The 15,167-nt window shown below is 45.6% G+C and carries 9 protein-coding genes; 4 read left to right on the top strand and 5 right to left on the bottom strand.

Translation table 11 applies throughout. From position 1 onward, the window contains the following. Positions 1 to 5: 5 nt before the first annotated feature. From tsf to B4240_RS10905, 5 genes are all read right to left on the bottom strand, one after another. Positions 6 to 887, bottom strand: coding sequence for a translation elongation factor Ts (gene tsf, locus B4240_RS10925; RefSeq protein WP_296239170.1), 882 nt, complete (start codon positions 885 to 887; stop codon positions 6 to 8). Between the two features lie 249 nt (positions 888 to 1,136). Continuing rightward, the gene (rpsB, locus tag B4240_RS10920) at positions 1,137 to 1,949 is read right to left on the bottom strand and encodes a 30S ribosomal protein S2 (RefSeq protein WP_296239168.1); all 813 of its coding nucleotides are present in this window, start codon (positions 1,947 to 1,949) and stop codon (positions 1,137 to 1,139) included. A gap of 314 nt (positions 1,950 to 2,263) precedes the next feature. After that, positions 2,264 to 3,523, bottom strand: coding sequence for a multidrug effflux MFS transporter (locus B4240_RS10915; protein ID WP_296239167.1), 1,260 nt, complete (start codon positions 3,521 to 3,523; stop codon positions 2,264 to 2,266). 270 nt (positions 3,524 to 3,793) lie between these two features. After that, positions 3,794 to 4,606, bottom strand: a complete 813-nt coding sequence (locus B4240_RS10910; protein ID WP_296239165.1) for a crotonase/enoyl-CoA hydratase family protein — start codon at positions 4,604 to 4,606, stop codon at positions 3,794 to 3,796. Positions 4,607 to 4,756: 150 nt separating this feature from the next. Continuing rightward, entirely contained in the window at positions 4,757 to 8,230 is a 3,474-nt protein-coding gene (locus B4240_RS10905; protein WP_296239163.1) for an ATP-binding protein, read from the bottom strand. Positions 8,231 to 8,755: 525 nt separating this feature from the next. Here B4240_RS10905 and cysM point away from each other — a divergent pair. The 4 genes from cysM (at position 8,756) to B4240_RS10885 (ending at position 15,128) form a co-directional block, all read left to right on the top strand. Next, the gene (gene cysM, locus B4240_RS10900) at positions 8,756 to 9,724 is read left to right on the top strand and encodes a cysteine synthase CysM (protein ID WP_296239161.1); all 969 of its coding nucleotides are present in this window, start codon (positions 8,756 to 8,758) and stop codon (positions 9,722 to 9,724) included. A gap of 24 nt (positions 9,725 to 9,748) precedes the next feature. Continuing rightward, positions 9,749 to 10,573: a 3'-5' exonuclease gene (locus B4240_RS10895; protein ID WP_296239159.1), complete on the top strand. Its 825-nt coding sequence runs from the start codon at positions 9,749 to 9,751 to the stop codon at positions 10,571 to 10,573. A gap of 70 nt (positions 10,574 to 10,643) precedes the next feature. Beyond that, positions 10,644 to 12,185, top strand: a complete 1,542-nt coding sequence (gene rlmD / locus B4240_RS10890) for a 23S rRNA (uracil(1939)-C(5))-methyltransferase RlmD (RefSeq protein ID WP_296239157.1) — start codon at positions 10,644 to 10,646, stop codon at positions 12,183 to 12,185. 390 nt (positions 12,186 to 12,575) lie between these two features. Further along, complete coding sequence (locus tag B4240_RS10885) at positions 12,576 to 15,128, top strand: RelA/SpoT family protein (protein WP_296239154.1); 2,553 nt, start codon at positions 12,576 to 12,578, stop codon at positions 15,126 to 15,128. The last annotated feature ends 39 nt before the right edge of the window (positions 15,129 to 15,167 follow it).

Raw genomic sequence — 15,167 nt, 5'->3', positions numbered from 1 at the left:
AAAGCTTACTTGTTCGCCGCTTGCGTGGCAGCAACTTCAGCAGCAAAGTCTTCTTGCTTCTTCTCGATGCCTTCACCAACTTCAAGGCGTTTAAAACCAAGCACTTTTACGCCCTCAGCTTTTAATACGTCACCAACTTTTTTCTCATTGTCCATGACATATGGCTGACGTAGTAACGTTACTTCGTCTAGGTATTTACGTAAGCCACCTTCGATCATTTTTTCAACGATGTTGTCAGGCTTGCCAGACTCTTTTGCTTTGGCTTCGATGATGTCTTTTTCGCGTGCTAGTACGTCAGCCGCTACGTCTTCGTCATCTACTGCAACAGGGTTGAACGCTGCAATGTGCATTGCAAGGTTTTTGCCCGTCTCTTCGCTGCCGCCTTCATAAGATACGACCACACCGATACGTAGACCGTGACGGTATGAAGCGATGTTTGCGCCTTCAAGTACTTCAACGCGGCGAATTTGGATGTTTTCACCGATTTTTTGTACCAAAGATACGCGTGCTTCTTCAACGGTTTGACCATCGCCATAAGGCAATTCAGAGATAGCAGCAACGTCAGTGACGTTGTTTTCTAGCGCAAGATTGGCCACTTTTTCTGCAAATGCCGTGAAGCTTTCATCTTTTGCAACGAAGTCAGTTTGGCAGTTTACTTCTAACAAGAATGCTTTGTTGTCACCTTGAGCGATGATGATAGCGCCGTCAGCTGCGATGTTACCCGCTTTTTTAGCCGCTTTCGCTTGACCAGATTTACGTAGGTTATCAATAGCAACTTCAACATCGCCGTTTGCTTCTTCTAACGCTTTTTTACATTCCATCATGCCAAGACCAGTACGGTCACGCAATTCTTTTACCATTTTGGCAGATATTTTTACTTCTGACATAAGAGTTACCTTTTATTATGTAGGTGAGTATTGTTATGTATGGGGGTGCACGATAGCTAAACGCGCTCACATTTTATCAAATAAGTCAGTGATGCTCGGCGCGTTAATAATAAGGCATGACGAGTAAAACTACATCATGCCTATTATAAACTTTACGTATAAACTTTATGTGATTAATAACTTTATATGGCTGCTCATAGATAAACTATCAAGGCAACCTTACAAAGTGAAACCTAATCACTCAGCGATTTACTCTGCTGGCGTAGCAGTTTCTTCAGTTTTAGTATCGGCTGCTTCTTCAGTAGCAGGTGCTTGCTCTGCGTCTTGTGCTTGGTCAGCAGCTTTACCGCCTGCTTGAGTTTGTGCGTACTCTTTACCAGCGATAATCGCATCAGCAATAGAAGTCACATACAAATTCACAGCACGGATAGCATCATCGTTTGCTGGAATGATGTAATCAACGTTATCTGGGTTTGAGTTGGTATCAACGATACCGATAACTGGGATACCTAGATTTTTAGCTTCTTTGATAGCGATTGCTTCGTGATCAACGTCTACAACGAAGATAGCGTCGGGTAGGCCGCCCATGTCTTTGATACCGCCTAGTGAGCGCTCAAGTTTTTCCATATCACGAGTACGCTCTAATGCTTCACGCTTAGTCAGCTTAGCAAAAGTACCGTCTTCAGATTGTTTTTCAAGCTCTTTTAGGCGAATGATTGACTGGCGTAAGGTTTTCCAGTTAGTCAACATACCACCTAACCAGCGATGGTCAACGTATGGCATGCCAGCGCGTTGTGCTTGCTCGCGGATAACGCCGCTTGCTGCGCGCTTAGTACCGACAAATAATACTTTGTTTTTCTTAGCAGCTAGGCCGTTTACGTAAGTCAATGCTTCGTTAAACGCTTTTACTGTGTGCTCTAAGTTGATGATATGAATCTTGTTACGGGCGCCAAAGATGTATGGACCCATTTTTGGATTCCAAAAACGTGTTTGGTGACCAAAGTGAGCGCCGGCTTGTAATAAGTCGCGCATTTCGATTTTGGTTGGATTGTTTGAAGCCATGTGAAATTCCTATTGGTTGGGTTATGCCTCCACATCACAAAAACTGCCTATCTAGCAACACGCATTTGCTAACCGTTAATGTTTAACGTTTATTGAAACGGCACTAACTTCTTTGCAAATTAATCAAGTCGCCAAACACCCAGCAATTTTTTGCCATGATGTGTGTGTCATTGTTTGATGGGTTGGTTTAAAAATTGAGCTAAACTTTAAATTTAAACAACATGCCTAAACCTAAATGATAAAAATAGCTGCGCTGTATTTTACCATATAACGCTTAGCGACTGCTAGCGCTATTATGCACAGCTCCTGCTTAATCACTCCGCAGTATCCAAATCCAAATTACGATCTATTTGCCAAATTAAATAAGCGCCAAGGCTCATCAGTACAAAGAGCGCAATGCCCATTTTCAGGACTGGATTGAGGGGAAATAAGTTTAATAATAAACCGCCAAAAATACCCACCGAAAACATCAACGAGCCTTGTAAAGCACTGGCCATACCCGCACGACGTTTTTGAAAAGCGAGTGCAATCGCCGACGCGTTCGGCTGCGTCAGACCCAAGCCAGCAATACAAAAGAAAATACACGCCAAAACCAGCGGCAACCAAGCATCCGTACCAAAAATAATACCGGTTGCAAACAGCGCCGCAGCCGAGATGACCTGCATCATCGCGCCAAATCGTAGAATGCTTAAGATACGAAAACGATTGGTCAACCATTGATTCAGCTGCGTTAATCCTACAAATCCTGCCGCATTCATGCCAAATAGCCAACCAAAATGGGTGGCTGACACGCCATAGGTATCCATGATCAATTCAGAAGCGGAGCTGATATAGACAAACATGGCGCCCATTAATAAGCCGCCACCAATCGCTGGATAATTAAAGGTTGGGTCTTTTAATAAATCCCAATATTGGCTGAGCACTTCTTTGGCTGGACGGACGTTACGATTTTCTTCAGTCAGGGTTTCAAAGAAAAAAAACTTTGTCAGTAATAAATTCAGCGCTCCAAAAGCCGCTAAGAACCAAAAGATAGAATGCCAGCTAAAGAATTGTAAAAACATAGCACCAAGTGATGGCGCCAATATCGGCGCTAAACCCATGACCAATATCATAATCGAAAAGGCTTTGGCGGTTTGCTTGGCCGTTAGGCGATCACGTATTGCCGCACGGGTGACAACCGCCCCAACGCACGCGCCCAGCGCTTGAAAGGTACGACCGACAAACAATACGTATTCATTATCGGTCGTCGCGCAAACAATCGAGGCAATCACATATAAAGTCATGCCCATATATAACGGTTTGACGCGACCGACGCGATCACTAAAGGGGCCGTAAAATAGCTGACCAAACACCAAACCAAGAAAATACGCTGGTACAGAGTTGGCCATAAACGCAGTCGATACGCCGAAATCCTCTGCCATCGAGGGCAATGCGGGCAGATACATATCAATAGATAGGGGCCCTACCGCCACGATAAGCCCGAGCATCATAATCCATGCAACAGGCAAATCAGCAGAACGCACTCGGTCAGCAGCGACCGGTTTATTGGGCAGAGAGGATTTTGGAGCAGACATAGTTAGACCATTTTATAGAGTGATGATTATTTTATTATTGCTGCGCTGTTTGTTTTGTCATTTTAATAAGCTTTTATTTAAAATGAACTTTTATTTAAAAAAAATCCTACAAACAATCATGCATCCTTATAGGCAGCGACGCAAGCAGTCTAGGTAAACAGACAATGCTATATTGCACTATCTGCTTGTAATTCAATAGACGCTTGCTGTGAATAAAATAAACGGCTCAAATAAAACAATCCAACGAACTAACCACGTAGGGTGAATTGTCTAACGGAACTGACGTTTACCAAAAGCAGTACTGGCTTGCTTGGCTTTTCTAAGCGCCAGTTTACGGTTGCGACCAAACATCATTTTTAGTTGCCAGAGTTTTTCTTTATATAAGGTGGTGGCTGGCTGCTCGAACATGGCATTGATAACGCGCTTACTGGCCAGTACCGCATCGGGTGAACGCTCAGCAAACTCGGCGGCAAGCTTTTGCGCCTGCTCAAGTGGCGTCTCACTACAATGGCTGACCAAGCCGAGCGCTTTGCCTTCTTCGGCATCCACAGTACGAGCGGTCATTGCCAGCTCTTTTAAAATATCAGCGCGTACCACGCCAAACCCTGATTGGGTTAAACCCATATCGGGTACCAGCCCCCACTTGGCTTCCATAATCGACAATTTACAATCAGGACGACTGATACGAACATCGCACGCCAGCGCCAGTTGTAAGCCTGCGCCAATACAGTAGCCTTCTAAAACCGCAATCACTGGCACGGGCACATCACGCCAAACCAAGCAGACGCGTTGAAAGAGACTCTGCCAAGGCTTGATAAGCTCCCACAGCACAAACGCTTGGTTTTTAGGATGGTTTAAATCGCCCAAATCGATACCGGCACAAAACGTGCCTTCAGCGCCATTAAGAATCACCGCACGAATGGTTTTATCTTTACTAATGCGCCCTGCTACCGCAATCAACTCTTCGACCACTTTAAAACTCATGGCGTTCTTTTTTTCCGGTCGATTGATGGTCACCGTAACTATATGGTCGGTCGCGCTGATTTGTAATGTCTCATACTGATAAGTGGCAATAGCGTGCATAATCATCCTTAATAATAAATAAAACAAACCGAGTGGTTGGTGCTCAGTATAATCTTAACAGCCTTACACTACCCCTTCCTTATCAATAACTGACTGTAAGGGTAGCGTTTATCGTCAGCCATTTTATAATTATTGGTATCGTTATTGGCGTTAAATCATTTTCCACGTCATATCATTTTCACTCAGGCGATGATAATTAAGCTGAGGATAAGTCGATAAATCGAGCGTTTGTAAATTATTTAAGGCGGTCAACAGCGCTTCATAATAAGGCTCAAGCATGGCAAATTGCGCAGGCGTGGTATGCTGGATATTTAATAAGCATTTATCCTCTAAATCTTGGCTTGCCTGACGCAATTGCGGCACGCCAGTATAACGACTGCCGCCCAATATACGATGGGCAATTTGCGCAAGCGCACTGCGGTTTCGGCTCTCCCATGCCTGCATCAATGCTTGCTTTTCATCATTGATGGTATCGAGCATCATAATGATGAGCTTGGCAGCCAAATCTGGCTTATTGGCTGAGCGCGTCAAAGCATCTTGCCAATTTAAAATCTCCGAAGCGTTAAGCTGATTAGCGCTTAAGTCCGTACTATTTTGCAATGGGGCGGTATTCTCTGTTTTCTCATCTTTAGCGCTGTCTATCGTTTGATACGGCGGATAAACCAGCGGCGCTTGGCTTTGATAGCGCAAATTCTCGTAGCGCGGCTGGGTTTCGCGCGGTGTCTCGCGCCTGTAATCTTCACGCGGCTGACTATCGCGCAAATAGTCATCACGAATTTTCTTCAATGATAAAGGTCGGGTGATTTTTGCCGGACTTTTCACTTTAGCAACAGAATCAGTAAGGCGATTATCCTCATTATCTTTGACCAATGGATAATTTGGCATGGTCAGATCTAAGGGCGCCGCTGAGGTGTTTGAGGCGTTTTGAGCCAATACATTTTGCAAATTAGAGCTGTCTACATCGCGATTTTCTAACTCTAAGCTTTGTAAATCATCACTATGAATAGTGGTCAATGGCGGCACCGAATCGGTACGCCCAAGCCATTTTTGTAGAACTTGTAGCAACTGCGGCTGACTAATAGGTTTGCCCACATAATCATTGATGCCACTTGCAATCAGCTTATCGCGCTCATCGGCTAGGCCATGGGCGGTTAAGGCGATAATCGGAATATGATGATCAGGCGTTTCGATATTACGGATTTGGCGCGCTGCTTCATGCCCTGACATACGCGGCATTTGAATATCCATAAAGATCAAATCAATACTGTTTTTATGCGCCGCTCCATTTTTATCTTCTGTCGGGCTATCGTCAAGATGTAGCGAGTTAACCGCCGATTTACTGACATCGTCACGGGCTTCGGCTTTAGATATCTGGGTCTTTTTCGCCAAACTTCGTTTTTCAGCTTGAGCGGCTTTGATATGCTTGGTTTGCTGTTTACTGATAATTTCGATGGCGTCAAAACCACTACTAGCAGTAATCACATGGATACCAAGCTCGCTTAACAGCGCGTCAAGCACCAGCAGGTTTGGCAGATGGTCATCGACGGCTAAGACGGTAACGCCTTTCCAGCGCGGCTCTTGGATGCCGCTCGGTGCACTGCGCTTTTGCGTATCCAGCATGGCATAGAGCTGCCGTTTATCTAATGGCTCATACAATATATTGGCATGATAGCGATTGAGCAGCGCTTGATCAGCGGCAACTTGATAGCCAAATACCGCCAGCTTACCTTGATAATGCAGGCGAATTTGTTTAAGCAGCGCCATCATATCGTCTTGCGTATCATCATCAACGATGACCCAATCCCAATAATTGCCGCGCTCTTTAAGCGACTCAAGCACGCCTGGCAAGGAGTTGGCTTGGGTCAGGGTAATCGGTAAATGTTGCAGGCTGGCTTTGAGCACCTGTATCGAAGCGGTATGATTGATCCAAACCAGTACATTAAACTCGTCAGTGTCACTGGCAAGCGGCGCAAGCACGGGCAGTTCAATGGTTTGTCCGGTCGCCGCTTCTAGGACATCAACATGGGCTGGCATTCGAAACCAAAACGTCGCCCCTTGATTGGAGATGTTTTCTTGCACGTTATCGTAAAAACCAATATCGCCGCCCATCAGCCGCGTTAATTGCTTGGAGATAACCAGACCCAAACCGGTGCCGCCATATTGCCGCGTAATCGATGGATCACCCTGACTAAAGCTTTGAAAGAGCGTTTTTTGGTCAGATAACGAAATCCCTTTACCGCTATCTTGCACACTAATCATTAAATAATTATCGCGATGATCGTCTAGGCTGACGCGCACGACCACATCGCCGCTATCGGTGAATTTAATGGCATTACCAACGATATTGGTCAATACTTGCTTGAGGCGCAGGGCATCGCCGTTGATGCGCATCGGCACGTCGTTATAAAACAGCACCGCCATACGCAGGCCTTTTTCAGCAGCAACCGGCGATAGCATATCCACCACGTCATAAATGGTGTCATAAAGGTCAAACTCGTGACGGTCGAGCACCAATTTACCCGCTTCGATTTTAGAAAAATCTAATACGTCATTGACTAAAGCCAACAGATGCGCCGACGACTTACGGATGGTTTGTACGTACAAATCTTGCTCGGGATTAAGCTCGCCATGACGCGCGAGTAAATTAATAAAACCATCGATACTGTTTAACGGAGTACGCAGCTCATGGCTGATATTGGCCAAAAACGCCGATTTTGCTTGACTGGTCGAAATTGCCGCATCGCGCGCGTTACGGATAGAGATGTTTTGCATTTCCATCTCATCAAATGCCAAACGCAAATCGTCTTCGGTTTGCTCGGCATGATCTTTTAAATCTTGAAAGCTGGCATGCAAACGGCGCAGCGTCCTGACCAAATCTTGCTGTAATAAATTTAGCTCGCCGTTTGATTCGACCGGAATAGGCTGATAAAGATTATCGACATGGGTACGTTGCAGTTGCAAGCGCAGCTCATAAATCGGCGCAATCCAACGTTTTGAATAGATGTTTAAGCTTAATAACAAAATTAAAATGGTAAATAAGCCAGTAATCGCCAGTGCCATCGCGATACGATAACGGGCGATATAAAGCGGCTCGTTATCCATATCGACCAATAACCACAATTGCTGCCCGTCAAACTCACCCAGCGTGCTACCATAAGCCGTGCCAATGGGCGTTGATTTTTGCGACAAAAAACGTTTTGATGCGTCTATCTGCGGCCATTCTTCATCGATACCGTAACCAACGCTTGCTAGTACTTCATTGTTCTCATTAATAATGGCAATACGCTGCACATGCTGCTCGGATTGCATGCGGCCCAGCCTATCTTGAATACCTTCTAGCTTGGTAATAACGGTTTGCGTCGACTCGTCGGCGCTGTCACTACTTGCTTGTTTTGCTTGTTGCTCCTTATGCTCTAGCAGCTCTGGAATCAATTCAGCAATCGCAGGCGTATAACGAATCAGCACCGCCTCTGCCAACGCTTCTTGCTCTGAATTACTCGCGCGCATGGTTTCATAAAACACCAAAATGCCGCCGACCGCTGCCAATAAACAAATCGGCAAAAATACCAAGACAATCAGCTGACCATAAGCGCTACTGGTATCGAAACGTTTTTTGTATGCCATGCTGATTTTTTTCTCCGCTGATATTTTTTTAGCTTCATTTAAACAAGGTACGCGACTGCTGGGATATTTGCGACTGAAATACAGGTTGCGCAGCTTTTGGCGCCTTTTATTTGATTTACCTCACTGCAAGCGCGGCAAATCAAACCCGCAGAATGCTATTTAAGATAGCGGGTTTAAATTGAGATTATCTTAACAGGATTTTATGAGAGGCGGTTAGCCATTCATAAAGGAATCTCATCGATTGACGCTCATTGCCGCCCAGCGTTGCTTGCTAAAAAAGCCAACCTTAGCATTTGATTTATAAATAAATATAAATAAACTACTCTATCACCAATAACACTTGATGCATTAAGCGCAGCTGAAAACAAAATGATATAATGACGCAACTTTTTATTAACCACAATAAATACCTGACAGTTATAAGGTACTGACCTATTATTGATAAGGTTTTAATAGCTATCATTTAAACAGGTTCAATTCATAAACAGTACCAATTAAAAAACTAATCATCGATAAGGATTCCTTATGTCCGCTACGGCCCAGTCAAACGCCAATTTTATTACGCAAATCACTGACCTTGCCGACTGCGTGGGTCAGACACCATTGGTCAAATTGAAGCGCCTGCCTGAGCAAGAGCAGATTGCTAATGGCGCGGTATTGCTTGCCAAGCTTGAAGGCAATAATCCTGCTGGTTCAGTAAAAGACCGTCCTGCCTTTAATATGATTTATCAAGCGGAGCAGCGCGGCGACATCAAACCGGGCGACATGCTCATTGAAGCGACCAGCGGCAATACGGGCATTGCTTTAGCGATGGTGGCGGCGATGCGCGGTTATCCAATCACTTTATTTATGCCGACCAACTCGACCCAAGAGCGTAAAGACGCGATGGCCGCTTATGGCGCGACGCTTGTCGAAGTCGATGAAGGTATAGAAGCCGCGCGCGATATGGCGCTGCAAATGCAAGCGGACGGAAAAGGCATTGTGCTCGATCAGTTTAATAACCCTGATAATAAACAGGCGCATTATCTAACCACTGGTCCTGAATTATGGCAACAAACAAACGGTAAAATCACCCACTTTATCAGCTCGATGGGCACCACTGGCACCATTACTGGCGTCGCGCAATACCTAAAAGAGCAAAACCCTGACGTTAAAGTTATCGGTCTGCAACCAGACGAAGAAGCGTCTATTGCTGGTATTCGCCGCTGGCCTGCAGCCTATATGCCAGGTATTTTTGAGGCAGACTTGGTTGACGATATCATGGATGTTGACCAGCGGGTTGCCGAAGTTTATATGCGTAAATTGGCCAAAACCGAAGGTATTTTTGCGGGTGTTTCTTCAGGCGCAGCAGCATGGGCCGCAGCAGAAGTTGCCAAAGAAAACCCCAATGCAGTCGTTGCCTTTATCGTTTGCGATCGCGGCGATCGTTATTTATCGACGGGCTTATACAATGCTAACGACGCTGACGACAGCACTGATAACGCCACCCCATAAGCTTATAAACAGTCAGGATTATTTATGTCAAATGCCCTTTCGTCCAAACCAGTCTTGGTTTTTGATATTGAGACCGTCGCCGATACCGACGCTGCCCGCCGTATCTATCCGCAGTTGGCTGAGCTTAATGACGCCGATGCGTTGAGCGCGCTGACGGCGCTACGTGTTCAAGAAGCGGGGCATGACTTTATGCGTTTACCGCTGCAGCGCATTGTTTGTATCTCTGCGCTCTATATTAAAGACGGTAAATTCTCCTTGTTTTCTTTGACTGCCGATAAGTTTAGCGAAAAAGACATCCTGAGCAAATTTTTTCGCGCCTTTAGTGATCTTGAAAAATTGCCACAATTGATCAGCTGGAACGGCTCAGGCTTTGATATTCCGGTGCTTATTTATCGCGCCATGCAGTATGACTTATCCGCGCCGTGGCTGTTTGAAGAAGGCGAGCGCATCAAAAACATGCGTTTTGATAATTATGTCAATCGTTTTCACAGCCGTCATCTTGACTTGATGGACAGATTTAGCCAATACGGTGCCAGTCGCCGCGAAGCCATGGATGTCGTTGCCAGTCTTTACGGCTTACCCGGAAAAACGGACGTCGATGGCAGTATGGTTGGCGAGCTGGTCAGCAATAATGATTGGCAAACGCTGTCGATATATTGTGAATCTGATGTGATGAATACTTGGCTGATATATCTGCGCTGGCTGCGGTTAACCGGGCAATTATCTTCACCAGATTTTGAGGCATGGCAGCAGCAAAGCCGTGATTATTTAGCGAATTATACTCAAGCGGATGGCAGTCCACGTCATCATGAGTTTATTGCTGATTGGTCATCCGCGCCCGCTCCATAGCAGACATTTCTACTCCCTATTTTTAATTATTTATTGTTTATCATTTATTACTTTTATTTAAGGCAGGTTTATGCAGCCCACCGATTCCAAAACCTCTACCACACTAAACGCCAGCCAGCAACCTAACGAGACTCAGACCATTACTATGCCGCCAAGTAAGAAAAAATCCAAGCCTTCGTCAAAAACCCGCCGCCGTTTAAAAGACGCTGAGCCATTACCCTTTAAAATAGATGGCTTGTCGCATGATGGTCGCGGTGTTGCTATTTATGGCAATGGTTTCGGTGAAGCCGACGGTCATATCAAAGACAAACACGGCAAAAAGATTTTTGTCAGCTTTGCGCTACCGGGTGAAAGTGCTTTGGTTAAAATCACCAACAGCCGTAGCAGTTTTGAAGAAGGCGATGCTGAGAGTATTACGGCCAATCCAAACCCTGAGCGCGCTGTACCGCCCTGCCCGCATTTTGTCGTCTGCGGCGGCTGTAGTTTGCAACATTGGCAACCCGATGGTCAAATTAACTTTAAGCAATCGGTGCTTGCCGAAAAGCTGATTCATCAAGCCAATGTCGAGCCTGATCAGTGGCTTGCGCCTGTGGTTGGCGATCGCTTAGGTTACCGTACCAAAGCGCGGCTCGGCGTGCGTTATGTCGCCAAAAAAGAAACGGCCTTAGTTGGTTTCCGTGAGCGCTCGAGTAACTTTTTAGCAGAGTTAAATGAATGTCATATCTTAGACCCACGTATTGGCTTTGAGATTGAAAATTTAAAAGCGCTTATCAGTACCCTAGAGAGCCGTGATAAGATTGCTCAGCTTGAATTAGCAATGGGTGAAGCGCTGCCAGAGCTACCCGATGGCGATCAGCCCGTTGCCCTTATCGTGCGTCATTTAGCGCCATTATCTGATGCTGATGTTGAAAAATTAAAGGCGTTTTTTGCGGCGCGCAATTGGCAGTTATATCTGCAGTCAAAAGGTGCCGATAGCATTGAGCGTATAGCCTTGACGGCCAACGATGATATGAGTGAGCAGTTTGGGCGCTTATATTATCAGTTGCCGGAGTATGATTTGACGTTTGAATTTATCCCAACGGACTTTACTCAGGTTAATTTATCGGTAAACCGTCAGATGACCAAGCTTGCTTGTGATTTATTAGACCTAAAAGCAGGCGAACGCGTACTGGATTTGTTCAGTGGTTTGGGCAACTTTAGCTTACCGCTAGCGCGCTTAGTTGGCGAGACGGGCTCGGTGGTTGGCGTTGAAGGCAGCGAAGCCATGACCGCGCGCGCCGCCGATAACGCCCGCCGCAACGGGATTAATAATACGGAGTTTTATAGCCAAGATTTAACCCAAGACTGCACCGATAAACCTTGGGCCAATCAAGGCTTTGATGCCCTACTTATCGATCCACCGCGTTCGGGCGCGTGGGAGATTATGCAGTATTTGCCAAAATTTAATGCCGAGCGTATTGTCTATGTTTCTTGTAACCCAGCTACCCTCGCGCGTGATACCAGAGCGTTATTAGAGCAAGGTTATCGTTTAACCCATGCCGGCGTTATGGATATGTTTTGTCATACCGGACACGTTGAGTCTATCGCGCGCTTTGAGAAAGTGGCAGCTTAGCGCCTGACATTTTAACCCGTGATAACAACCCTTTAACCCGTAATAACGTCCCTTTTTAACTCTATCGTTTTATACAAAAGGGGTTTGAACGGTAGGGCTAAACAGGCGCGATGTTATCGAAAGCGACATTATCATTACAGAGCCTTGCTTGATTTGTCATTGTGACATGAGATAATAACAGCCAATATATTTAGGCTTTCTTCAGCAAGATATCGTGAGTATCCTAACTCACTGCTTGATATATTATCTATATCTGTCATTTTATAGCTGCTAAAAAAGGATTTTTTAGCGGCTGAATTGATTTATAGCTGGCACTTTACCCATCGAGATTTAAGGTGTGCACGGTAAATGCGCTTTTAATCAATTTAGAATAGCTAAGAGGAGTGGGCTATGGTAAAAATTCGTGAAGGATTACCGCTGGTAGATGGACAAACCACGCAAGCCGATAGCGCAACATTGGCGGCACAACTGGTCGCGAGTCAACGCTCTCATCAGTCTGCCAATAGCTATGCCCAAATTCCGCATGACATCAAATATCAGCTGTCCACTCATAAATTGCACACCACCTTTGATCGCTCTGCCCAGTATGCTTATCAGGATCATGACCCAAAGCTTAAAGAGGAGTATTTGGACAATCAGCTGCTTAATGACGCCTCTACGTTGGCAGAAAAAGAGCTAGAAGCGATTGATTTAGATCAAATAAATATCGACGTTCCTACGTGGCTCGATAATGTCGCCAAGCGTATTGGTCAAGAGTCTGTACCGAATCTGGCTACTGCTTGCGAGTTTATCCGCAGTCATATGAATACCAGTGAATCTGAGCGTTCAGGCGCGTATGTCACGGGTATTGCGATGACCGATATCTTAACTTACCTTTATCAGGATGAAAACGCACTCGTTGCGGCGATGCTCTATCGCAGCGCGCGTAAAGCGATTATTAGCTTAGCGGAAATTGAAAAAAAATTCGGCGCCGATATCTCAACCTTGGTCAAAGATACGTTGGCGATGGGTAAACTGTCTGAGATTATCGAAAGCAATAAGCGCCTAGAAGACCACTTCGTTAATAATCAGCGCGATCAGCTCTCCAATATTTATAGCATGCTCATCTCCGTCACCAACGATGTGCGCGTGGTGCTCATCAAGCTGGCTGAACGTACCTTTGCCATGCGTGAGCTGACCTTTTCTAGCGAAGAGCGCCAACATCGGGTCGCACGTGAGGTCATGACCATTTATGCGCCACTGGCCCACCGATTGGGTATCGCTCAGTTAAAATGGGAGCTTGAAGACTTAGCGTTTCGCTATCTCGCGCCCGAGCGTTATAAAGAAATCGCCAAGCTGTTATCAGAAAAACGTAGCGAGCGTGAATCTTATATCCAGCGCGTGCAAGATAAGCTCAATGAAGCTTTGGCGGAAGCGGGTATCGAGGGCGAAGTTTCAGGACGCGTAAAGCACATTTACTCTATTTATCGAAAAATGAAGCTCAAAGGTTTGTCCTTTGATCAGCTTTATGACATTCGTGCACTCCGAGTTTTGGTCACCAGCCCCTCAGACTGCTATCACGTTTTGGGGTTGGTACACGGTTTATGGCGCTATATTCCCGAGCAATTTGACGATTATATTACCAATCCAAAATCGAACGGTTATCGCTCGCTACATACCGCCGTCATTGCCGAAAACAAATCACTAGAAGTTCAAATTCGCACCCAAGAAATGCACTTTGAAGCCGAGCTTGGCATGTGCGCGCACGTTAATTACAAAGAAGGCTTAAAAAATAAAAAGGACAATTATCTTAACCAAAGAATCAGCTCATTAAGACAACTGCTCTCTATTAATAATGAAACGCGCAATCAGCCGCGCTCAGCATTGTTAACAGGCGAAGAATTAGAAGAAATCGAGTTTGACGAAGAAGAGCAATTGGTTGATTTTGATGAGCTTGAGCGGATTTATATCTTTAGCCGTGATGGCGATATTACTGAGCTGCCAAAAGGCGCAACGGTACTGGATTTCGCCTATTATGTACATACGCAAGTCGGTAATCGTGCGCAAGCGGCGCGCGTCAATCAGCGCTATGTGCCGCTGACTTATCAGCTCAAAACTGGCGAACAAGTTGAAATTATCACCAAAGCCTCACGTGAACCTAACCGCGATTGGCTGGTTGCCTCACTTGGTTATATTCATACCAACCGCGCCCGCTCAAAACTGCGCCAATGGTTTAATAAACAAGACCGCGATAAAAACATCGAGATCGGTCGCCAAATGCTCAGTAAAGAGCTTGAGCGCTTATCGGTACATCCAAACAGTATCGATTTAAATGATTATATTCAGCATTTTAACGTCAATAACACCGATGATATTGTGGTAGGTTTAGTGACGGGTGATATCAGTCTCAACCAGTTGACCAGTCATATCTCTCGTCAGCTGGATCTAGAGCCTGAAAAACCTGAGGAAGACTTTACCCCGAGTATTGATACCAGAAATGCCGGGAAACTTGATGCTTACAAAATCCGTATCGATGGCTTGGACAATATCGAGATTAACCTAGCGGGCTGCTGTCACCCTGTCCACGGTGAGCCAATCGCCGGCTACATAACCTTGTCGCGCGGCGTCAGCGTACATAATCGCGGCTGCCCCGAATATCTACGCTTAATTGAGCGCGATCCTGAGCGCGGAATTGACGCTGCTTGGACGGTTAAAGCGGGCCGTTATCAGCCGGTAGATATCCATGTAGAAGCCTATGACAGGCGCGGGTTACTACGTGATTTGACCCAAATTATTGATAAAGAAAACGTCAATATCCGTCAGGTTGAGACGCTAAGCAATGATGACAATATTGCCTTTTTAAAGTTTCATGTAGAAGTTTCAGGGCTGGCGCACTTGTCTAAACTACTCGCTAAGCTCGAACAGCAGCATGGTATTTTGCATGCGCGCCGTGCGGTTGTTTGATCATTAAAACTTGAACTTTTCGACAATGCCCTTTATTCA

The organism is Psychrobacter sp. UBA5136 (assembly GCF_002414005.1).
GTDB lineage: Bacteria > Pseudomonadota > Gammaproteobacteria > Pseudomonadales > Moraxellaceae > Psychrobacter.
This window is presented reverse-complemented; position numbering and strand designations above follow the sequence as displayed.

Coding starts and splice junctions, on each gene's coding strand:
- tsf (WP_296239170.1), bottom strand. CDS start 887: ATGTCAGAAGTAAAAATATCTGCCAAAATGGTAAAAGAATTGCGTGAC.
- rpsB (WP_296239168.1), bottom strand. CDS start 1,949: ATGGCTTCAAACAATCCAACCAAAATCGAAATGCGCGACTTATTACAA.
- B4240_RS10915 (WP_296239167.1), bottom strand. CDS start 3,523: ATGTCTGCTCCAAAATCCTCTCTGCCCAATAAACCGGTCGCTGCTGAC.
- B4240_RS10910 (WP_296239165.1), bottom strand. CDS start 4,606: ATGCACGCTATTGCCACTTATCAGTATGAGACATTACAAATCAGCGCG.
- B4240_RS10905 (WP_296239163.1), bottom strand. CDS start 8,230: ATGGCATACAAAAAACGTTTCGATACCAGTAGCGCTTATGGTCAGCTG.
- cysM (WP_296239161.1), top strand. CDS start 8,756: ATGTCCGCTACGGCCCAGTCAAACGCCAATTTTATTACGCAAATCACT.
- B4240_RS10895 (WP_296239159.1), top strand. CDS start 9,749: ATGTCAAATGCCCTTTCGTCCAAACCAGTCTTGGTTTTTGATATTGAG.
- rlmD (WP_296239157.1), top strand. CDS start 10,644: ATGCAGCCCACCGATTCCAAAACCTCTACCACACTAAACGCCAGCCAG.
- B4240_RS10885 (WP_296239154.1), top strand. CDS start 12,576: ATGGTAAAAATTCGTGAAGGATTACCGCTGGTAGATGGACAAACCACG.